Origin of the sequence: Methylosinus sp. PW1 (assembly GCF_000745215.1) — a bacterium.
Taxonomy (GTDB): domain Bacteria; phylum Pseudomonadota; class Alphaproteobacteria; order Rhizobiales; family Beijerinckiaceae; genus Methylosinus.
The window spans coordinates 520,892-541,991 of sequence record NZ_JQNK01000009.1 but is presented as its reverse complement, the minus strand read 5'-3'; the positions used below and the strand labels follow the sequence as shown (position 1 = coordinate 541,991).

Annotated in this window: 14 protein-coding genes; 7 read left to right on the top strand and 7 right to left on the bottom strand. The window is 67.7% G+C overall.

Annotated elements, in window-relative coordinates; translation table 11 throughout:
- Positions 1-44 precede the first annotated feature (44 nt).
- The 5 genes from K369_RS11850 (at position 45) to K369_RS11830 (ending at position 4,495) form a co-directional block, all read left to right on the top strand.
- Positions 45-848 (top strand): cobalt-precorrin-6A reductase, encoded by an 804-nt coding sequence (locus K369_RS11850; RefSeq protein WP_051949232.1) that lies wholly within the window; start codon positions 45-47, stop codon positions 846-848.
- Positions 849-2,306, top strand: a complete 1,458-nt coding sequence (locus K369_RS11845; protein ID WP_198033108.1) for a cobyric acid synthase — start codon at positions 849-851, stop codon at positions 2,304-2,306. It begins immediately after the preceding gene.
- Positions 2,303-3,325 carry a threonine-phosphate decarboxylase CobD gene (gene cobD, locus K369_RS11840; RefSeq protein WP_036291414.1) on the top strand — a complete coding sequence of 341 codons (1,023 nt, stop codon included), beginning with the start codon at positions 2,303-2,305 and terminating at the stop codon, positions 3,323-3,325. The genes K369_RS11845 and cobD overlap by 4 nt, the downstream gene beginning before the upstream one ends.
- A complete protein-coding gene (gene bluB, locus K369_RS11835) occupies positions 3,315-4,016 on the top strand; it encodes a 5,6-dimethylbenzimidazole synthase (protein WP_036291412.1) in 702 nt (233 codons plus the stop codon). The genes cobD and bluB overlap by 11 nt, the downstream gene beginning before the upstream one ends.
- A gap of 191 nt (positions 4,017-4,207) precedes the next feature.
- Complete coding sequence (locus K369_RS11830; protein ID WP_036291410.1) at positions 4,208-4,495, top strand: hypothetical protein; 288 nt, start codon at positions 4,208-4,210, stop codon at positions 4,493-4,495.
- A gap of 75 nt (positions 4,496-4,570) precedes the next feature.
- Here K369_RS11830 and K369_RS11825 read toward each other — a convergent pair whose 3' ends face one another.
- The 7 genes from K369_RS11825 to K369_RS11795 all read right to left on the bottom strand — a co-directional run bounded on the left by K369_RS11825 (position 4,571) and on the right by K369_RS11795 (position 17,583).
- A complete protein-coding gene (locus tag K369_RS11825) occupies positions 4,571-7,696 on the bottom strand; it encodes an efflux RND transporter permease subunit (protein ID WP_036291408.1) in 3,126 nt (1,041 codons plus the stop codon).
- Between the two features lie 192 nt (positions 7,697-7,888).
- A complete protein-coding gene (locus tag K369_RS11820) occupies positions 7,889-11,032 on the bottom strand; it encodes an efflux RND transporter permease subunit (protein ID WP_036291405.1) in 3,144 nt (1,047 codons plus the stop codon).
- A 10-nt stretch (positions 11,033-11,042) separates the two neighbouring features.
- Positions 11,043-12,344, bottom strand: coding sequence for an efflux RND transporter periplasmic adaptor subunit (locus K369_RS11815; RefSeq protein ID WP_051949231.1), 1,302 nt, complete (start codon positions 12,342-12,344; stop codon positions 11,043-11,045).
- On the bottom strand, positions 12,341-13,861 hold the full coding sequence (locus K369_RS11810) for an efflux transporter outer membrane subunit (RefSeq protein WP_051949230.1): 1,521 nt from the start codon (positions 13,859-13,861) through the stop codon (positions 12,341-12,343). The genes K369_RS11815 and K369_RS11810 overlap by 4 nt, the downstream gene beginning before the upstream one ends.
- A 288-nt stretch (positions 13,862-14,149) precedes the next feature.
- Positions 14,150-14,602, bottom strand: coding sequence for a DUF2147 domain-containing protein (locus K369_RS11805; RefSeq protein ID WP_245278181.1), 453 nt, complete (start codon positions 14,600-14,602; stop codon positions 14,150-14,152).
- Positions 14,599-17,295, bottom strand: coding sequence for an MMPL family transporter (locus K369_RS11800; RefSeq protein ID WP_036291402.1), 2,697 nt, complete (start codon positions 17,293-17,295; stop codon positions 14,599-14,601). Before K369_RS11800 ends, K369_RS11805 begins: the two co-directional genes overlap by 4 nt.
- A 78-nt stretch (positions 17,296-17,373) precedes the next feature.
- Entirely contained in the window at positions 17,374-17,583 is a 210-nt protein-coding gene (locus K369_RS11795; protein WP_036291400.1) for a DUF1674 domain-containing protein, read from the bottom strand.
- Between the two features lie 148 nt (positions 17,584-17,731).
- Here K369_RS11795 and K369_RS11790 point away from each other — a divergent pair, with 148 nt between their 5' ends.
- Both K369_RS11790 and K369_RS11785 read left to right on the top strand, forming a co-directional pair.
- A complete protein-coding gene (locus tag K369_RS11790) occupies positions 17,732-19,132 on the top strand; it encodes an RsmB/NOP family class I SAM-dependent RNA methyltransferase (RefSeq protein ID WP_036291398.1) in 1,401 nt (466 codons plus the stop codon).
- Positions 19,133-19,192: 60 nt separating this feature from the next.
- Positions 19,193-20,926, top strand: coding sequence for a heparinase II/III family protein (locus K369_RS11785; RefSeq protein WP_036291396.1), 1,734 nt, complete (start codon positions 19,193-19,195; stop codon positions 20,924-20,926).
- Positions 20,927-21,100 lie beyond the last annotated feature (174 nt).

The following is a 21,100-nucleotide window of genomic DNA, read 5'->3' as shown; positions in this document are numbered from 1 at the left end:
AGCCTCCGTTTGAATAATCACGGGCGGGAGTATAGGGCTAAGCCATGCCTCAGACCAATACGCCGGCCGCGGCGCCCCTCGCTGCGCTGCGGCAAAAGGCCGGGCCGATCCGGGCGCTCATTCTGGGCGGGACCAGCGAGGCGCGCGCGCTCGCCGCCCGTCTCGCCGGCGACGCGCGCCTTCATGCGGTGGTCTCGCTCGCCGGCCGCACCAGCGCGCCGCTCGCCTCGCCGCTGCCGGTCCGCATCGGCGGCTTCGGCGGCGTCGAGGGGCTGACGCGCTATCTCGTCGAGGAGCGCATCGAGCGCGTGATCGACGCCACCCATCCCTTCGCGGCGCGAATTTCCGCCAATGCGCGCGCGGCCTGCGCGGCGCTCGGCCTGCCGCTGCTGGTCTACACGCGCGCGCCTTGGAGCCCAATGGAGGGGGATTGCTGGATCGAGGTCGCGGACAATGCCGGCGTCGTCGCCGCGCTGGGCGAGACGCCGCGGCGCGTCTTTCTCACCATTGGCCGTCTGGGGCTCGCGGATTTTCTGTGTGCGCCGCAGCATTATTATCTGATCCGAACGATCGATCAGCCGCAGGAGAACGATCTACCGCCACGCTACCAATTGATCCTGGAGCGCGGTCCTTTCACAGTCGAGAGCGAATTGTCCCTGATGCGCGCCTCGGCGGTCGACCTCATCGTCTCCAAGAACAGCGGCGGCCGCGAGACCTATGCGAAGATAGAAGCCGCGCGCATGCTCGGCCTGCCGGTCGTAATGGTCACGCCGCCGCGCGGCGGCGCGGCGCGCATTGTTCATGATGTCGCGGCGGCCGTCGATTTTCTCTTCTGCGAGGCGGCCTAGATGAGCGTCACACTGATGTTCCAAGGCACGGGGTCGGATGTCGGCAAATCGCTGGTCGTCGCCGGCCTCGCGCGCGCGCTCACGCGGCGCGGCTTGCGGGTCGCGCCCTTCAAGCCGCAGAATATGTCCAACAACGCCGCGGTGACGGCGGACGGCGCCGAGATCGGCCGCGCCCAGGCGTTGCAGGCGCGCGCCGCGCGTCTCGCGCCGACCGCCGACATGAATCCGGTGCTGCTGAAGCCGCAGGGCGCCGCCGGCGCGCAAGTCGTGCTGCGCGGAAAAATCGTCGGCTCGGCGCGCGCGCGCGAATATCAGCAATGGAAGGCGGGGCTGATGTCCGCCGTGCTGGAGAGCTATGAGCGCCTGCGCGCGAGCTGCGATATCGTGCTGGTCGAAGGCGCCGGCAGCGCGGCGGAGATCAATCTGCGCGCCAACGACATCGCCAATATGGGCTTCGCCCGCCGCGTCGACGTCCCGGTCGTGCTGGTCGGCGATATAGACCGCGGCGGCGTCATCGCGCAGCTCGTCGGCTGCAAGGCCGTGCTCGATCCAGAGGATGAAGCGCTGATCCGCGGCTTCATCGTCAATAAATTCCGCGGCGATCCTTCGCTCTTCGACGAAGGCATGCGCTTCATCGCCGAGCGCACCGGCTGGCGGCCGCTCGGCCTCGCGCCCTTTTTCGCCGACGCCGCGCGACTGCCGGCGGAGGACGCTTTCGGCCTGCGCGCCGGCGCCTCGGGCGGGGAGGGCGGCCTGACCATCGCCACGCCGCTGCTGCCCAATATCGCCAATTTCGACGATCTCGATCCGCTGCGGGCGGAGCCGGGCGTGCGTTTCATTCTGGTGCGGCCGGGCGAGCCGCTGCCGGCGGAGGCGCGGCTCGTGATCTTGCCGGGCTCCAAGGCGACGATCGCCGATCTTTCCGCCTTTCGCGAGGCCGGCTGGCACATAGACCTCGCCGCGCATATTCGTCGCGGCGGGCGCGTCTTCGGCATTTGCGGCGGCTATCAGATGATGGGCCGTCGCATCGCCGATCCGCAGGGGCTCGAGGGGCCGCCCGGCGCGGTGGAGGGGCTCGGCCTCCTCGATATGGAGACGGTCTTCGAGACCGAGAAAGTGCTGAAGCAGGTGAGAGGCGCGACCATCGCCGAAAATATCCCCTTCTACGGCTATGAGATGCACGCCGGCCGCACAGAGGGGGCCGATTGCGCGCGTCCGCTGCTGCGCTTCGAGGACGGGCGGCGCGACGGCGCGGTTTCGACGGATGGTCGCTGCGCCGGCGTCTATGTGCATGGCTTTTTCGCCGATGACGCTCTGCGCGCCGCCTTTCTGCGCGATCATGGCGCGCGCGCCTCCGACCTCTCCTATGAGCAGTCGATCGAGGCGACGCTGGATGGCCTCGCCGAACATTTCGAGCGCCATTTGGACGTGGACGCGCTTTTGGAGCTGGCGCGATGAGCGCGCCAACGCCGATTCTGCACGGCGGCCGAGTCGATCTCGCGCGGACGCTATTTCCAGAGGCGCCGGAGCCCTGGATCGATCTCTCGACCGGCGTCAGCCCCTATCCCTATCCGTTTCCGCCGCTCGCGCCGGAGGTCTTCACCCGCCTGCCGGACGTCGCCGCGCTCGCCGCGCTGGAGCGCATCGCCGCCGCGGCCTATCGCGCGGGGCCGAAGGCGCAGGTGGTCGCGGGGGCGGGGACGCAGGCTTTCATTCAATGCCTGCCGCGCTTGCAATGCCTGCCCCGCTCGCGGGTCGCCGTCCTCGGCCTCACTTATGAGGAGCATGCGGCCGCCTGGCGCGCCGCCGGCGCCAAGGTCGCGCGGGTGGAGACATTGGAGGAGATCGCGGCTGCCGAGGTCGGCGTCGTCGTCAATCCCAATAATCCCGACGGCCGCCTCGAACCCGTCGCGCGCCTCGCCGAGACCGCGCGCGCCATGGCGGCGAAGGGCGGCCTGCTGATCGTCGATGAGGCTTTCGCCGATTTTCTTCCCGCCGAGGCCAGCCTTGCGCCGCGTGCGGGGGAGGAGGGCTTCCTGCTCTTGCGGTCTTTCGGCAAGGCCTATGGGCTGCCGGGCGTGCGGCTCGGCTTTGCTCTTTGTGGCGCGGCGCTCGCCGAGCCATTGCGGGCGGCGCTCGGACCCTGGAGCGTCTCCGGCCCGGCGCTGGCGATCGGCGCGGCGGCGCTCGCCGATGCGCCCTGGCTCGCGGCCCGCGGCGCCGCGCTCGCGCGGGACGCCGCCCGGCTCGATGGGCTGCTCGCCGCATCAGCCTTCGAGATCATTGGCGGAACGTCGCTTTTTCGGCTCGTTCGGCATGCGGCGGCGGATCGATGGTTTGCCCATCTCGCCCGGCGCGGCATATTGACGCGAAGGTTCGGCGAGCGGCCGGATCGGCTCCGTTTCGGCCTGCCGGCTGCGTCCGCGGCCTGGGAACGGCTGGAGCGCGCATTGGAGAGCGGACGAAATGGTCTTTGATCCCGAGCCGTCGCTCGTCGCCAGCGCGCCATTCTCGGAGGAGGAGCGCGCCGCCGTCTATCGCGCCATCCACACGCGCCGCGACGTTCGCGACGAGTTCCTGCCCGATGAATTGTCGCATGAGGAGGTGATGCGCCTGCTCGACGCCGCGCATCACGCGCCTTCGGTGGGCTTTATGCAGCCCTGGAACTTTCTGCTCATCCGGGACCGCGGCCTGCGAGAGGCCGTGCACGCCGCTTTCGAGCGCGCCGCCGAGGCGGAGGAGGCGCTGCTGCCGCAAGAGCGGCGCGCGCAATATCGAAGCTTGAAGCTGCAAGGGATTTTGAAGGCGCCTCTCAATATATGCATCACTTGCGACCGCTCCCGGCAGGGCCGGACGGGGCTCGGCCGCACGCAGCAACCGGAGGCCGATCTCCTCTCCACCGCTTGTGCGGTGCAGAATTTCTGGCTGGCGGCGCGGGCGGAAGGAATCGGCGTCGGCTGGGTGAGCATATTGAGAGAGCAGGATTTACGTGCGATTCTCGACATCCCGGCGGAAATCGCCATTGTGGCCTATCTCTGCGTCGGCCGCGTCGCCAAAGCCTATGCCCAGCCGGAGCTCGAAATCCGGCAATGGGCCAAGCGCCTGCCGCTCGAGGAATTGATCTTCTCCGATCGCTGGGGAAATCGCATAAATAATTCCGAGGGTTGAGGCGGTTACAAAATTGACACGCTTTTGTGATTTTTAGGACCCTGAAAGCCGCGCTCTCCTTTTGACCTTCGTCTTGAGGGGTCTATAGTGAGCGCAAGGCGCAGGGCGGATGCGCTGCAGCATGGGCTAGCTGCTCCGCCTGCGGTATGCGTCTTGCTTGCCATTAGGCCGGCAATCGTGGGGTCGGATTTATGAAACCAGCAGATTACGAGCTCGTTTACGATAAGGCCCGCCCTCTCTCGAACACGACGACGCTCACTGTCGCGGAAGTGCCGGATCGACTGGAAGATCTGCTGCATCTGCTCGGCGAGGCGATGATCGAGGGGCGTGACAATCATTCGCGACTGACGGAAATTCACCTTCCCATGTCGCGCTTTCCGCAGATGGATTCGAAATTCTGGCACATCCCGGTCGAGGATTGTGGCGAGCATCCCGTCCTGCGGCTGTTCTTCGAGACGCAGAGCGACTTCACGCACTGATCTCGACGATCGCCTCGCGGCCTTCATAGGCGCCCTTATCCCTGCATGCGGGGACAAGGGCGCCGCCGCGGCGCGTCACGAAGCTTTCGCTGTCTGCGGCTCCGTGATCGCCGCCTCCCGGCTCGTCGCTTCCGCCGCCCGCCGCGGCCGCCGGCTCTCCAGCTTGCTCATCAGCAGATAGATCACCGGCGTCGTGTAGAGCGTCAGCATTTGGCTGAGCAGCAGACCGCCGACGATGGTGACGCCGAGCGGACGCCGCATTTCCGCGCCGACTCCACCGGCGAAGGCGAGAGGCAGGGCGCCGAGCATGGCGGCGAGCGTCGTCATCAATATCGGCCGGAATCGCTCCACCGCCGCCTCCAGCGCCGCATCGCGCACGGAAAAGCCCTTGTCGCGCTCGGCGTGCAGGGCGAAATCGACCAGCATGATGCCGTTCTTCTTCACTATGCCGATCAGCAGCAGAATGCCGATGAAGGCGATCAGCGTGAATTCCGTGTCGAAGGCCTCGAGCGCCAGCAGCGCGCCGAGTCCGGCCGAGGGCAGGGTGGAGATGATCGTCACCGGATGGGCGAGGCTCTCATAGAGCACGCCGAGGATGATGTAGACCGCGAGCAGCGCGGCCAGGATCAGCCACGCCATGCCGGAGGAGAGCTTACGAAAATCCTTGGCGTCGCCGGCGAATTCCGCCTGCACGCCATTGGGGAGCCGCATTTCGTCGGTCGCCGTGAGAATGGCTTTCGCCGCCGCGTCCAGCGTATGGCTGGGCGCTATGTTGAAGGTGATCGTCGCCGCCGGCAGCACGCCCTGATGATTGACGACGAGCGGCATGGTCCCGCGCTCTATGCGGGCGACGGCGGTGAGCGGGACCTGGGTTCCGTCGCTGGCCGAGACATAGAGGCCGGAGAGATCGCGCGGATCGCGCTGGCGCGACAGCGGCGCCTCGACGATGACGCGATATTGATTGCGCTGCGTGTAGATGATCGAATCCTGGCGCTGGCCGAAGGAGCTGTTGAGCGCCGCGTCGATCGCCTGAATCGGCACGCCCATGCGCGAGGCGGCGGTGCGGTCGATGACGACATTGGCCTTCAGCGCGCCCTGCTGCCGATCGGTGGTGACGTCGGCGAGATCGGGCAGCCGTTGCAGCCGCGCCAGCAGCTTGGGGGTCCACTCTTCCAAATCGTCGACCGTGGAGGCGGTGACGGTGAACTGATATTGCGCTTTGCTCTGGCGCCCGCCGGAGCGCAAATCCTGCGACGGCGTCATATAGACGGAGAGGCCGGCGATCTTGCCGAACTCCTTGCGCAGGCGCGCCAGCACCTCGAAGCTCGACGCCTTGCGCTCATTGGCGGGCTTCAGCGCCAGAAAGAGCCGGCCCTGATTGCCGGACATCTGATTGGAGCCGCCGATGAAGGAGCCGACATTGACGACGTCCGGGTCGGCGGCGGCGACGGCGGCGGCCTTCTTTTGCAGCGCGACCATATCGCCGAAGGAAACATCCGCCGAGGCTTCGGTCGTGCCGTTGAGCAGGCCGATATCGTCCTGCGGCAGATTGCCCTTGGGGACCGAGGCGTAGAGGTGAACGGTCCAGCCGATCGTCAGCACGATGACGCCGAGCGTCGCCCAAGGATGATCGACGACCGGCCGCAAGCTGCGCGCATAGAGGCCGATGAGCCGCGCCAGCGCGCCCTCGACCAGGCGGTCGAAGCGCGACGGCGTCTCTCGCTTCGGCGAGGGCAGATGCGCGCAGATCGTCGGCGTCACCGTCAGCGAGACGATCGTCGAGATGACGATGGCGAAGGTGAGGGTGAAGGCGAACTCGCGCAGCAGCCGGCCGAAGACGCCGTCCATCAGCAGCAGCGGAATGAAGACGGCGATCAAGGACAGGCTGATCGAGACGACGGTGAAGCCGATCTGCTTCGCGCCGGCGAGCGCCGCCTCCAGCCGGTCCATGCCGCGCTCGGCATTGGTCTCTATGTTCTCGATCATGACGATGGCGTCGTCGATGACGAAGCCGACCGCGATGGTGAGCGCCATCAGCGACAGATTATTGATCGAGAAGCCGGCGAGCCACATGGCCGCGCAGGAGCCGACGAGGGACAGGGGCACTGTCACCGCAGCGGCGAAGACCGGCGTCGCCCGGCGCAGGAAGACGAACACCACCGCCATCACGAGGGCGATGGAGACGAGCAGCGTGTTCTGAATCTCCGAGACGCTGGCGCGGATCGTCTGCGTGCGATCGGAGAGGATGGAGACGTCGACGCCGCTCGGAATCCATGTTCGCAGCTCGGGCAGCAGCGCCTTCACCTGATCGACCATGGCGATCACATTGGCGTTGGGCTGTCGCGTCACGATGATGATGACCGCCGGCTTGCCGTTGAACCAGCCGGCCGCCAGCCGATTGCGCACGCCGCGCTCGACCGTGGCGATGTCGCCGAGCTTGACCACGGCGCCATCGCGCGCGGAAACAACGATGTCGCGAAAGTCGCGCGGCGTCGCCAGCTGATCGCTGGCGCCGATCGTGCGGCCGAGCTGCTCGCCATTCAGCGCGCCGAGCGGCGAGAGCACATTGGCGGAGACGATGGCGCTCGCCACCGCATCGACGCCGAGGCCCATCGCGGCGAGGCGCGCCGTATCCATCTGCACGCGGATCGCCGGCTGCTCGGCGCCGGCGATGCGGACCTCGGCGACGCCCGGCACTTGCGAGATGCGCTGGGCGATGACCGTATCGGCGGCGTCGAAAATAGCGCTGGTCGGCAAAGTCTCCGAGGTCAGAGCGAGGACGATGGAGGGCACCGTCGCCTGGCTCGCCTTGCGGAAGACCGGCAGCAGCGGCAGATCGGGGGGCAGATCCGTGGCGGCGGCGTTGATCGCCGCCTGCACGTCGCGCGCCGCGGAGTCGATGTTCCGGTTGATGTCGAATTGCGCGACGATCTGCGTCTGGCCGAGCGAGCTGACCGAGGTGAGTTCGGTGACGCCGGAGATGCCGGCGAGGCGGCGCTCCAGCGGCGCGGCGACCGAGGCCGCCATTGTCGCCGGATCGGCGCCCGGCCGCGCCGCTATGACGCCGATCGCCGGAAAGTCGATCGCCGGCAGGCTGGCGACGGGCAGGAAGAAATAGGCGATGGCTCCGACCATGAACAGCGCCGCCGCGAGCAGGCTCGCGCCCACCGGCCGGCGGATGAAAGGCTCGGAGATGTTCATGGCGTCGGGGCTCGATCGGCGCGTGGGCGAGATCGTTTCGCGCGGCCTTCGCCGCCTTCCTTCTCCCCGCGAGCGGGGAGAAGGTTCGGATGAGGGGGCAGGGGCGTGTTCCGTTGCCGGCTCATGCCCCGAGCCCCTCACCCCGACCCTCTCCCCGCGGGCGGGGAGAGGGAGAAATGGCGCCCAACCCCTTCACTCCGCCGCCTCCTTGCGCTCGGAGGGCGGCGCTGTCGGGGCGGCGGCCTGCGGCTGCGGCGCCGGCGATCCATGCAGCAAGTCACGCAGCCGCGCGCGCAGGCGATCGACGGCGAGATAGATGACCGGCGTCGTATAGAGCGTCAGCAGCTGCGACAGAATGAGCCCGCCGATGATCGAGACGCCGAGCGGGATGCGCAGCTCGCTGCCCGGCCCATGCGCCAGCGCCAGCGGCAGCGCGCCGAGCAGCGCGGCCAGCGTCGTCATCATGATCGGCCGAAAACGCAGCCGGCAGGCGCGCACGATGGAGTCGAAGGGCGTCAGCGCCTCGGCCTTCTCCGCCTCCAGCGCGAAGTCGATCATCATGATGGCGTTCTTCTTGACGATGCCCATCAGCAGCACGACGCCGATCAGCGCCACCAGCGACATGTCGAGCCCGGTCGCCATCAGCGCCAGCAGCGCGCCGACGCCGGCCGAAGGCAGCGTCGTCAGCACGGTGAAGGGATGCGCATAGCTCTCATAGAGCACGCCGAGCACCACATAGATGGCGATGGCCGCCGCCAGAATGAGCCATGGCTGACCGGCGAGCGATTTGCGGAACTCCGCCGCATCGGCGCTGAACATGCCGATGATGGAGGAGGGCAGGTCGATCTCGCGCTCTATGCGGGCGATCGCCTCCACCGCATCGCCGAGCGCGGCGCCGGGCGCGAGGTCGAAGCTGATCGTCGCCGCGGGAAACTGCTCCTGATGCGCGACGGCGAGCGGCGCCGTCGTCTGCTCCACCGAGACGAAGGTCGAGATCGGCGTCTGCGGGCCGCCATTGGAGGGCGAGACATAGAGCTTGTCGAGCGCCGTCGGATCGCGCTGATATTGCGGCGCCGCCTCCAATATCACGCGATATTGGTTGGACTGGGCGTAGATGGTGGAGATTTGCCGCTGGCCGAAGGCGTCGTTCAGCGTGTCGTCGACATTCTGCGCGGTGACGCCGAGGCGCCCCATCAGCTCGCGGTCGATGCGCAGGAAGGTGCGCAGGCCGCCGTTCTGCGTCTCGGCGGCGACATTGCGGAACACGCCGTCGCGGCGGATCGCGTCGATCAGCTTCTGCGACCAGTCCTGCAGCTCGGCCTGGTCGGGCGCGGTGAGCGTATATTGATATTGCGAGCGGCTGGCGCGCGTCGTGATCTGTATGTCCTGCACCGGCTCTATGTAGACGGACGCGCCGGGAATGCGCTCGGCCGCCTTCTTCAAGCGCTCGGCGATCGCGTCCGCGCCTATGCTGCGCACATCGCGCGGGCGCAGCGTCACCGACATATGGGCGACATTGGTGGTGGCGTTGAGCGGGCCGACGCCGAGCACCGAGGCCGTTCCCGTCGCCTCCGGCTCCGCCTCGAAGATTTTCGAGACCTCGGCCTGCAGCCGCGTCATCGTCTCGAAGGAGGAATCCGGCGAGGCTTCCAGCACGACATTGAGCAGGCTCGTGTCCTGGCGCGGCAGGAAGCCTTTGGGGATGAAAGCGTAGAGCGCGATGGTGAGCGCCAGCGTGCCGAAGGTGAGAGCCAGCATCAGCTTTTGCCGGCCGAGCGCCATGGCGAGAGTCTTGGCGTAGAATTCGTCGAGCCAGGCGGAAAAGCCGCTCGCCGGCGCATGGGCGGCGTGGCCGGCGCCCGGCTTCAGCAGCTTGGCGCAGAGCATGGGCGTCAAGGTCAGCGAGATGATCGCCGAGACGACGACCTGAGCGGTGAGCGTCAGCGCGAACTCGCGGAACATGCGGCCGACGAGGCCGGTCATGAACAGAAGCGGGATGAACACGGCGATCAGCGAGACGGTGAGCGAGATCACCGTGAAGGCGATCTCCCGCGCGCCGTCCAGCGCGGCGCGATGCGGCGTCTTGCCGAGCTCTATGTTGCGGACGATGTTCTCGATCATCACGATGGCGTCGTCCACGACGAAGCCGGCGCCGATGGTGAGCGCCATCAGCGACAGATTGTCGAGCGAGAAGCCGGCGAGCGACATCAGCGCGAAAGTGGCGATGATGGAGAGCGGCAGGCTGACGCCGGCGATGACCGTCGCGCGCCAGCTGCGCAGAAACACCAGCACCACCAGGATCACCAGCGCCGTGGCCAGGACGAGGGTGAATTCCACATCCTCGATGGAGGCGCGGATCGTCTGCGTGCGGTCGTTCACCACCTCGAGCGACATGCCCTTGGGCAGCGCGCGCATGACATTGGGCAGTTCCTTGTGGAGCTGATCGACCGTGCTGATGATATTGGCGCCCGGCTGGCGCTGCACGTCGAGGATGATCGCCGGCTCGCCGCGATACCAGCCGCCGACCCTGGCGTTCTCCAGCCCGTCGATCACCGTCGCGACATCGCGCAGCATGATCGGCGCGCCATTGCGATAGGCGACGACGACGGTCTCGAACTGCCGCGCCGCCTGCAATTGGTCATTGGCGTCGAGCGTGTAGGATTGGTGGAGCCCGTCGAGCGAGCCCTTGGCGCCGGCGACATTGGCGGCGGCGATGGCGGCGCGCAAATCCTCCATGCTCATGCGATTGGCGGCGAGCCGGGCGAGATCGGCTTGAATGCGCACCGCTGGGCGCACGCCGCCCTCCACCGCCACATGGCCGACGCCCGGCACTTCCGAGAGGCGCGGCGCGATCAGCGTGTCGGCGACGTCGCTCATCTGCCGCATGCTGGCGGTCTTGGAGCGCAAGGTGAGCGTCACCACCGGCGTGTCGGCCGGATTGACCTTCGCATAGACGGGCGGATAGGGCAGGCTGCGCGGCAGCGTCGAGGCGGCGGCGTTGATCGCCGACTGCACATCCTGCGCGGCGGCGTCTATGTCGCGGTCGAGATCGAATTGCAGCGTGATCTGCGACAGGCCGAAGGAGCTCTGCGACGACATGGTCTGCAGCGAGGGGATCTGCCCGAACTGGCGCTCGAGCGAGGCCGTCACCAGCGCCGCCATCGTGTCGGGATTGGCGCCCGGCAATTGCGTCGTGACCTGAATGGTCGGAAAATCGACCTGCGGCAGCGGCGAGATCGACAGGCGCGCATAGCCGAGCAGGCCGAACAAGAGCACGGCGAAGCTCAGCAGCGAGGTCGCCACCGGCCGTTCGATGAAGGGCGTCGACACGCTCATCGCGGGAGCGTCACCTCTGTTTCGGCGGGCCGCCGACGTCGCCGCGCTTCTCGCCTCCGGCCTCGCTCTTATGTTCCTTGCGCGGACGCTTCGCAGCATCCGCGCCGCGATCGGCCGTCGGCTCCATCACTCTCACCTGCGATCCGTCGACGAGCCGCGAGAAGCCGGTCGTCGCCACTTTCTCGCCCGGCTCGAGGCCGGAGACGACCACCGCCTGAACCTCGTCCTGCCGTCCGACCGAGACCGCCCGCATCGAGACGGTCTCATCCTCGTTCAGCGCATAGACGAAGGCGCCATTGGGGCCGCGCTGGATGGCCGCGCTCGGGACCACATGCGCGTCATGTAGCACATCGACCGTCAACCGGACGTTGACGAACTGGCCCGGCCAGAGCGCGAGGCTCTTGTTCTCGAAGGTCGCCTTTATCTTCACCGTGCCGGTGGTCTGATCGATCTGATTGTCGATCACCGTCACCACGCCTGTTTCCAGCACGCTGGAATTGTCCGGGCCGAGGGCGGACGCCGGGGCGGGGGCGCGGGCCTGCGCCTTCTGCACCGCGGGCAGAAACTGCTGCGGCACGGTGAAGACGACATAGATCGGCTGCAGCTGGGTGATGACGACGATGCCGGTCGCATCCGAGCTGTGCAGAATATTGCCGACGTCCACGAGCCTTATGCCGGTGCGTCCGTCGATCGGCGAGCGTATGGTGGCGTAATCCAGCGTCGCCTTGGCGTTGTCGATCGCGCCTTGATCGGCGCGGATTTGCGCCTCGAGCTGGGTGACGAGCGACTCCTGCGTCGCATATTGCTGCTGCGAGCCGAAATTGCTCGCCGCGAGCTTCTTATAGCGCGTCACATCGACTCGGGCGTTGGCGAGATTGGCCTCGTCCTGCGCCTTTTTGGCGACGGCCTGGTCATAGGCGGCCTGATAGAGCGTCGGATCGATGAGGGCGACAATATCGCCCTTCTTGACGCTCTGCCCCTCGTCGAAGCCGAGCTTGATGAGCCTTCCGTCGACCTGCGTGCGGACAGTGACCGTGTTGAGCGCCTGCGCCGTGCCGACGGCGTCGATCGTCACCGGCACATCGGCGATCCGTACCGGCGTCGCCGTTATGGAGACGGGACCATCCAGGCTGCGGCGGCGCCCATCGCGCTTGCCGCCCGACACCGCGCCCGCCTCTTTCGCTCCATCGCCGAAGATCCAGGGACGGGCGACGTAATAGCCGGCCGCGAGCGCGGCGATTACCCCCAGCGCGACCGGCGGCGACGGCCGCTTCGCGCGCCAGCCGGCCGGCCAGGAGAGCGGCGGTTTCACGGCCAGGGACCCTTGTCCGACTCATAGGCGCCGTCCTCGGCGGCGATCTCGAGCGCGCGCGTCGCGCCGGACCAGCCGCCGCCGAGCGCCTGATAGAGGCTGGTGGCGGCCTGGAAATAGGCGAGCCGAACCACGGCCAAAGCGTCCTCGGTCTGGAACAAGGTCGTCTCCGTGGTCGAGAGGGTGATGATGTCGATCGTTCCCTCGCGCAGCCGCGCTTCGGCCACCTCATAGGCCCGCCGCGCCGCGGCCGCCGCCTCGCCCTGCAGCTTCAGCTGGCGAGACGTCTCCTGTATGGCGATGAGCGCATTCTCGACGTCCGAGAAGGCCGTCAAAATTTGTTTTTTGTAAGCCTGCGCCAGCTCGGCGAACTTGCCCTGCTGCAGCAGATATTGGCCCTGCAGATTATAGCCGTCGAAGAGCGGCTGCGTCAGATTGCCGGCGATCTGCCAGGCGATCGCCTCCGGTCGGAACAGCGTGCGCATCGCGACGCTCTGCACGCCGTAATAGCCGGTGATCTTGATCGACGGGAAGAAGGAGGCGCGCGCCTGCAGCACCGAGAATTCGGCGGATTCGAGCTTGGCCTCGGCCTCTGCGATATCAGGGCGGCGCAGCAGCAGCTCAGAGGGCAGGCCGGGCGAGACTTTCGGGAAGCTGAGCCGGGTCAGCGAGCCGCCCTTGATGACGGCGCTCTCCGGCGGGACGCCGAGCAGCACGGCCAGCGTGTTCTTCGTCTGGCGCAAGGTCTGCTCCAACGGCGGCACGGAGGCGCGCTGCTGCGCCACGACCGAATCCTGCTGCGAAAAGTCGAGCGCCGTGGCGGTGCCGACGTCGAGCCGGGCCTTGATGGCCTTCAGCACCGTCTCGGCGATCTTGATGTTGTTGTGGGCGATGCGCAGCCGGTCTTCCGCCGTCAGCACCTGAAAATAGGCGTTCACCACCGAGGCGATGGTGGAAATCTCGACCACGTCGCGATCGAAGCGGCTGGCGTCGGCGAGCAGCCGCGCGGCGTTGGAGGCGTCCTGATTCTTGCCCCAGAAGTCGATCTCATAGCTGGCGTCGAGCTGCAGCTGCAAGAAATTGGCGCGGCGCGTGCGCAGCGCCGTGGAGCTGGCCGCGCCGGTCGTCGTCGTGGCGCTGGTCGAGGCGCTGGTGCTCGTCGCGCTGGTGATGGTCGCCGGCGTCTGCGTGCGCCGCGCTATGTCGTTCATCGTCAGCGAAGGCCACAGCGGGGAGCTGTTGATCCGCGCGGTCGCGTCCGCCTGCTGGATGCGCGCCACCGCGGCGGCGATGTCCAGATTTTGCTCCAGCGCCTTTTCGACGAGGCGGGTCAGCTCCGGCGAGCGGAAACCCTGCGACCATTCCTTGGCCGCGCGAATCGGCGCGGCCGAGCGCGCAGGCTTGGCCGCCTTGAAGGCGGGCGGGGTCTCGATCGTGGCGTCCGGCTTTTCCCAATCCAGCACGCAGCCGGAGAGGGCCGTCGCGGCGGCGAGCGCCGCGGCGCGACCGAGGAACAAGGGCGGCCGTGGTCGTCGTCTCGGAGACAAGGACAATTCCGTTCTATCCGCATCCGCGCCCGGGCGAGCGCGGGACCCTTGGACAGGGCCTAGACCAATGAGCGCCGCCGTCATAGCGGGCGCGTGAATTTTCCACCGGCGCGATTCGATAAAAAGCGCCGATCCCACTGGACCCCGCGAAAATGGCCCCGCGAGGGCGCGTGGAAGAGCCGCCGAAACCACCGATTCCGTCGCCGCGGCTCCGCTCGACCCTGCGAGGCGGGATCGTTATGGTCAAGTTACGGATTGTTAATTTCTTCGTCGCGGCGTCGGCGTCTTTTGGGAAGGCGCCGGCTCGCCCGGCACTTTGCTCCAGCTTTCGCTCTGACACAAGAAGGCGATCAGGCAGCCGGTGAGCGTGAGCTGCGTCGGGCTGTCCAAAGTGATGATCCCGATATAGATTTTGCCGTTCTCTGGATTGAAGAGATCGCCTTTCCAGCGATTGGCCTCGGTCCGCGCCGCATGGCGCAGAATCAGCATGGGCTGCTGGCCGGGCGGGGGCGGCGGAAACACGCCGCGCGCGCAGAGCTTGCCGTCGCAATCGAAGAATTCGAGCTTCTGCTGATGTCCGCCGCGAATCCACACCCCATAGATCGGCTCGGTCGGCGCGGCGGGGGCGCGGGCCGCCTCCGCGGGAGCCGCGGCCGCAGGCACGGCGGAAGCGAGGGCGAGAAGCAGGGAAAAAGCCGCCTTCTTCATCATGGCTCCGAGCCTATCACGCCGCGTGGCGGCCGCACAGGCGAAGCCGGCCGCTCGGTCGCTTCGCTCGCGCCGAGGGCGCCCTCCCGCGGACCGCCGATCGCCTCCGCCTCCTCCTCCATCCGCGGCGGGCCGAGGAAGGCCGGCACGATGATGAAGGCGGCGAGCAAAGTGAAGAACAGCGAGATGGCGAGCAATGCGCCCATGCTGGCCGTTCCCGGATGGCTCGACAGGAACAGGCTGCCGAAGGCCGTGCCCGTGGTGAGCGCGCTGAAGAAGATGGCGCGCGTCAAGCTCGAGGCGAGCATGTCCGAGACGCCCTTGCGCCAGGCGATGACGTAATAGATGTGGAAGGCGACGCCGACGCCGAACATCAGCGGCAGCGCGATGATATTGGCGAAGTTGAGCGACAAGCCGAGCAGATCGGCCGCCTCGAGGCTCATGATTCCCGCGAGCACGAGCGGGCCGAGCGTGAGCGCGACGTCGCTCGCCCGCCGCAGCGCGACGACGAGAATCAGGAATATGGCCACGAAGGCGAGCACGCCGGCCTGCAGAAAGGCGTCGACGACCGTCTTGCCGGCCTCGGCGACGATCACCGGCGGGCCGCCGGCGTCAGGCGCGAGCGTCTGCACCGCCTCGGCGAAGCGGGTCATCACCTCGCGATCATTGCTGTCGCCCTTGGGCGTCACCTCGACGCGCACCTCGCCATCGGCGGAGATCCATTCCGAGCGTAGATCCTCCGGCAGCGAGTCGGGCGTGATCTTCTGCGCGGCGAGCGCTCTGCGCAACTCGCCGAAGAGGCGCTCGAGATCGGAGAGAGCGGCGATCTGCGCCTCCTTGCGAATCTCCGGGCTGGCCTTGACCAGCGCATCCAGCGAATCGGCGAAGCGGACGAGGCCGGCCGGCGCCTTGGGCGCGGAGCCGGCCTTGCGGATCGTCTTGGCGGCGCGGGCGAGGGCTTTCTTCACCTCCTCGTCGCTCGGCTCGGGCTTGACCGTCGGATCGAGAATCTTGCGCAGCTGATTGGCTGCGTTCTCGAGCAGCGGCAGCTTCTCGTCCTGATCGGCCGGAATCAGCTGGTCGATCGTCGTCACATGATCGACCTCCGGCAAAGCGGCGATCCTTTTGGCCAGCTCGCGCGCCGCCGGCAGGGACGGCGCGAGCGCCTCGATCTTATTGGGCGCGGTCTGCGGATTTTTGGAGAGATCGAGGAAGGTCGCGACCGATTCGACGGTCTGATCGCGCAGATTCATCGGATTGGAGTCGAAGTGCAGATGCAGCAGGAAGGGCGCGCCGGCGAGCACGACGATCGCCGTCGCGACCAGCACCAGCACGCGATGGCGGGCGATCCAATGATCGACGGCGGCCAGTGAGGCGGTCTCCACCGGCGCCGTCTCCGCCTTGGGGCCGAGAATGCGGATCAGCGCCGGCAGGAAGGTGAGCGTCGCCAGATAGGCGATGATCATGCCGAGGCCGGCGATGAGGCCGAGCTCGGCCACGCCGAGAAACTCTGTCGGCAGAAAGCAGAAGAAGCCGGCGAGCAGCGAGACGGCGGCGAGCGTCAGCGACCAGCCGATGCCGCGCGTCGCCGCCAGCAGAGCTTGCGGCAGATCGTCGACATTGTGGCGCTCCTCGCGATAGCGCGTGGCGAACTGAATGCCGAAATCGACGCCGAGGCCGATGAACAGAACCGCGAAGGCGACCGAGATGAGATTGAAGCGGCCGATCAGCGCTATGCCGAGGCCCGAGGTCATGGCGAGGCCGGCGATGATCGTCAGCAGCACGGCGAAGATGAGCCGCTTGGAGCGCAGCGCCGCCCAGAGAATGAGCGTCACCACCGCCAGCGTGGCCGAGACATTCAGCCCGGTGTTCTCGGCGACGGTGGCGAATTCCTCATCCGCCAGCGGCACTTGCCCGGTCAGCCGCACGGTGACGCCCTTGTCGGGGACGAGGCCGAGCGATTTCGCCGTGTCGCGGATGATCTGCACCGCCTCATGGCCGGGCTCGAGCGCCGAATAGTCGATGATCGGCTTGATGAGCACGATGCGGCGCGGCTCCGCGCTGGGGCCGACCGAGGGCGCCTCCGGCTCGCGGCCGCCGGAAAGCAGCTTCTCCCAGGAGACCTTGGCCGGCTTGCCGGCGAGCACGGCGTCGAAAGCGTCGGTGAAATTATCGAGGCCCTTGGCGAAGGAGGCGAGGCCGCGCTCGCTCGTCGCCACCTGCTTGAGGCCGAACAGCAGAGCGTCCGACAGGCCGCGCAGGCTGGGGTCTTCCGCCAGCGGCTGCAGAAACTCGCGCTGCGCGACGAGCGAGTTCATGTCGCGGCGAATCTCGTCGACGCCGAGGAAGAGAATGCCATTGTCACGAAAATATTTATTATCGTCCGGGCGCCAGACTCGGGACATGAGCGGCTTGCCGGTCAGCGCCTCACGCAGCTCATTGGCGCTTTTTTCCGCCTGCTCGCTGGTCTTGGCGTCGATGACCGCCACGATGATGTCGTCGATCTGCGGAAAAGCTCTGTAGAGGCGCGTCTCATTGGCGCGCCAGGGAACCTCGGGCGAGAAGAGATGCGCTGTATCCGTGTCGATGGCGAAACGCGTGGCGGTCAGATAGGCGCCGGCGACGGTGAGCGCGAGCGTGACGATGACGACCGTCCAGGGCCGGCGCAGACACCAGGCCACGAGCTTTTCCAACATCAAGGGTCCTCGAATTGTTCAAAGCGCCGTGGGCGGCGCTCGTCGCGCCCGTCCCGAGCATGGGCTCGGGCCGGGCGTTCAGAAGTCGCTGGCTATTCCTTTGCTCTCCCAATCGCCGTAGCGAGCGGGGTCGAGTCCGCCGCGGCCGCCGAGCTCACGCTGCGGCGAGATGCGATCACGACTCTGGCGCTCGCGGCGCTCCTCGGCTTCCGCCAGCGCGCGTTGCGCTTCCGGCGGAAGGGTCCGCTCGGCCGCGGCGCGTTCCGAGCGTGTCTGAGCTTCGTCCATTCATCCTCCTCGGAACGCGACGCTCCCGGGAAACTGGCCCGGGAAACTCTCCCGACAAGAGCTGGTTCTCGGGCGCGCGATCGGCGCTCGCCTCGGGCCAGCTCCGTATGTGATATAAACGACGATTCGATCCGCGTCGAAGGTGTGAATGCGAGACAATAGACCTTTCTCCGCCAAGGCCAAGGCGCGGGCCGGCTTCCTTCCGGCGGACGCCGCGCGCGAGGCCGAGGCCGCACAAGTGCCGGGGCTGCAGGCGCGCATCGCCGCGGCCAATGTGATCGCCGACGTCGCGCAAGGCGGCCACCGGCTGGACGAACGCTTTTCTCCGCAGGCGGTTCCGTACCGGCTCGCGGGAATGGAGCCGCGCGACATCGCGCTCGCGCGCTCCATCGCCTATGTGGGCGTTCGCCGGCTCGGCGCCATTCGCCATGCGCTCGCGCTTCTGCTGGAGAAGGGCCTGCCCAAGCAGGCCGCGCGGCTCGAATGGCCGCTCGTCGCCGCGGCGGCGCAAATCCTCTTTCTTGACGTTCCCGATCACGCCGCCGTCGATCTCGCCGTGCGCGCGGTCCGGCTCGAGCCGAAGACCGCGCCCTTCGCCGGCCTGGTGAATGGCGTGCTGCGCAATCTCATTCGCCGGCGCGAGGAGTTTCTCGGCGCCGATCCGCTCGATCTCGACACGCCCGCCTGGCTCGCGCAGCGCTGGATCAAATCCTTCGGCGAGGCGCAGGCGCGCGCCATCGCCGCCATGCATATGCAAGAGCCGCCGATCGACCTCACGGTGAAATCGGACGCCGAAGGCTGGGCGCAGCGCCTCGATGGAATCGTGCTGCCGACCGGCTCGGTGCGTCTGCGCGCGCGCACGCCCATCGCGGAGCTCGACGCCTATGCGGAGGGCGAATGGTGGGTGCAGGACGCCGCCGCCGCTCTGCCGGCGCGGCTGCTCGCCGTCGAGCCGGAGGAGCGCGTGCTCGACATGTGCGCCGCGCCCGGCGGCAAGACTGCGCAGCTCGCTCTCGCCCGCGCGCAGGTGACGGCGCTCGATCGCTCCGCCGAGCGGCTGAAGCTGCTCGCCGCCAATCTGCAGCGCGTCCGCCTGCACGCGGACATAGCGGTGGGCGACGCCGCCTCTTATGCCGCCGCGCGTCCCTTCGACGCCATTCTGCTCGACGCGCCTTGCTCGGCGACGGGGACGGTCCGTCGTCATCCCGACGTGCCCTGGATCAAGAAGCCCGGCGATCTCGATTCCCTCGTCGCGCTGCAATCGCGCATATTGGAGCGCGCCGCTTCCCTGCTGCGGCCGGGCGGGCGCCTCGTCTATTGCACCTGCTCGCTGGAGCCGGAGGAGGGCGAGGCGCAGATCGCGAGCTTTCTGCGCCGTCATCCCGAAATGCGCCGCGCGCCCATCGACGCCGCAGCAGATCGCGTGCCGGCGGAATTCGTGACGCCGGACGGCGATTTGCGCACGCTGCCATCCTATTGGCCGAATGAGGACGCGCGCCTCGCCGGGCTCGACGGCTTCTTCGCCGCGCGGCTCGTGCGGCGGGACTGACGTAAGGCGAGGGATCGCATCCGCCGCTTTCCTGCTTTTACGATTCGTGTCATCCCGATCATGATTCGCTTTGCTCCGCACGAGATCGCGGAGCGCGAGGAGGACGCTCTGAGCGAGACGGCCAAAGGCTCTGGACAGCGATTGGCGAACGCCGCCGCGCGCGGCGTCGCCTCATTCGCGCGCGCCGTGCGCGGGCCTTATTACGCCGTGCAGGCCATGGGCGTTCGCGCGCCGGAGCGGCTCTATGTGGCGCCGCAGGACATTCGCACCGCCGATCCCACCGTCGCGGATGAAATCTACGCCGGCTATTTCTCTTTCGACGGCAAGGTCGTCGAGACCAATGGGCGCTCGCCCTTCTCCATCGCGCCGCCCTCCGTCGCCTGGCGGCGCTCGCTCGCCGGCTTCTCCTGGCTGCGCCATTTGCGCGCCGCCGATCGCGCGCTCGCACGCGCCAACGCCCGCGCGCTGGTCGACGAATTTTTGCGCACGCGCACCGATTTCGTGGACGATCCCGCCTATGAGCCGCGCATCGTCGCGCGCCGCACGCTGTCCTTTCTGGCGCAATCGCCGATCCTGCTCGAGGGCGCCGATCAAGATTTCTACGAGCGTTTCATGCGCGCGCTGGCGCGCAATATTCGCTTTCTGCTGCGCGCCATGGGCTCGGAGCGGCGCGCCTCGGACCGGCTGCTCTGCGCCGTGGCGCTCGCCGCTTTCGGCGTCTGCGCCGACGCCGGCCGCAAATTCGAGATGCGCGCCACCGCTTTGCTGGACGCCGAGCTGTTTCGCCAAATACTGCCGGACGGCGGCCATATCGGCCGCAATCCCGATACGCCGGTGGAGCTGCTGCTCGATCTCTTGCCGCTGCGCCAAGCCTATGCCGCGCGCGGTCGCCGGCCGCCGGAGCGGCTCACCGCCTCCATCGCGGCGATGATCTCCTTTCTGCGCGTGCTGAAGCATGGCGACGGCTCGCTGGCGCTGTTCAACGGAATGGGCCGCGCGCCGCCGGATCGTCTGGCGACGATCCTCGCCCATGCCGACTCCGGCGGCGCGCCCATTCTCGACGCGCCGCATTCGGGCTATCGGCGGCTGCAGGCGGGCGCGGCCGCGGTCGTCATCGACGCCGGCGCGCCGCCGCCGCTGGTCTTCTCCGGCGCGGCCCACGCCGGCTGCCTCTCCTTCGAATTTTCGATCGGCGCCGAGCGCATCGTCGTCAATTGCGGCGCGCCGCCCGCCGGCTCCGACGCGCTGCGCCGCGTCGCGCGCTCGACGGCGGCGCATTCCACCCTCGTCGTCGAGGATCGCTCCTCCTGCCGCATAGAGGCGCGGCCGGGGCGCGGCCGGCCGGAGGAGCGCATCGTCGCCGGTCCCGCGCAAGTAAAGGCGTCGCGCCGCGCCACCGACACGAGCCATGAGCTCGAGCTTTCGCACGATGGCTATGCGCGCGAGCTCGGCCTATTGCACGAGCGCCGGCTGGCGCTGGCGCATGACGGCTCGCAGCTGCTCGGCGACGACCGCCTCATCGCGCTGCGCCACGGCGCCCGCGCCGAGAATTTCGTGCTGCGCTTCCATCTGCATCCCAATGTGCAGGCGAGCGCGGCGGGCAAGCGCAAGGTGCTGCTGCGCAGCCTCGGCGTCGATCTCGTCTTCGAGGCCAACGCCGATGTGAGCGTGGAAGAGAGCGTCTTCTTCGCCGGCCCGGCGACAGCGCGCAAGAGCGCGCAGATCGTTGTGGATGGGCGCGGCGTGAAGGACGCGCATTTGCGGTGGTCGTTCTCGCGGGTGGAGGAGGGGTGAGGAGCGGATGGCTTCGCCATTCGATCCTCTCATTTTTCCAGGAGGCCGTCTTGGCCGGGCTCGTCCCGGCCATCCACGCCACGCCGCTTCCATCCTATCGGGCGAGCTCCTCGAAGAGATCGCGCCAACCGCTCGTCGAGCAGTCGTTCGTCACGTGCACGTAAAGCGTTTTTC

Coding starts and splice junctions, on each gene's coding strand:
- K369_RS11795 (WP_036291400.1), bottom strand. CDS start 17,583: ATGGACGAAGCTCAGACACGCTCGGAACGCGCCGCGGCCGAGCGGACC.
- bluB (WP_036291412.1), top strand. CDS start 3,315: ATGGTCTTTGATCCCGAGCCGTCGCTCGTCGCCAGCGCGCCATTCTCG.
- K369_RS11830 (WP_036291410.1), top strand. CDS start 4,208: ATGAAACCAGCAGATTACGAGCTCGTTTACGATAAGGCCCGCCCTCTC.
- K369_RS11820 (WP_036291405.1), bottom strand. CDS start 11,032: ATGAGCGTGTCGACGCCCTTCATCGAACGGCCGGTGGCGACCTCGCTG.
- K369_RS11805 (WP_245278181.1), bottom strand. CDS start 14,602: ATGATGAAGAAGGCGGCTTTTTCCCTGCTTCTCGCCCTCGCTTCCGCC.
- K369_RS11825 (WP_036291408.1), bottom strand. CDS start 7,696: ATGAACATCTCCGAGCCTTTCATCCGCCGGCCGGTGGGCGCGAGCCTG.
- K369_RS11785 (WP_036291396.1), top strand. CDS start 19,193: ATGATTCGCTTTGCTCCGCACGAGATCGCGGAGCGCGAGGAGGACGCT.
- K369_RS11800 (WP_036291402.1), bottom strand. CDS start 17,295: ATGTTGGAAAAGCTCGTGGCCTGGTGTCTGCGCCGGCCCTGGACGGTC.
- K369_RS11790 (WP_036291398.1), top strand. CDS start 17,732: ATGCGAGACAATAGACCTTTCTCCGCCAAGGCCAAGGCGCGGGCCGGC.
- cobD (WP_036291414.1), top strand. CDS start 2,303: ATGAGCGCGCCAACGCCGATTCTGCACGGCGGCCGAGTCGATCTCGCG.
- K369_RS11850 (WP_051949232.1), top strand. CDS start 45: ATGCCTCAGACCAATACGCCGGCCGCGGCGCCCCTCGCTGCGCTGCGG.
- K369_RS11845 (WP_198033108.1), top strand. CDS start 849: ATGAGCGTCACACTGATGTTCCAAGGCACGGGGTCGGATGTCGGCAAA.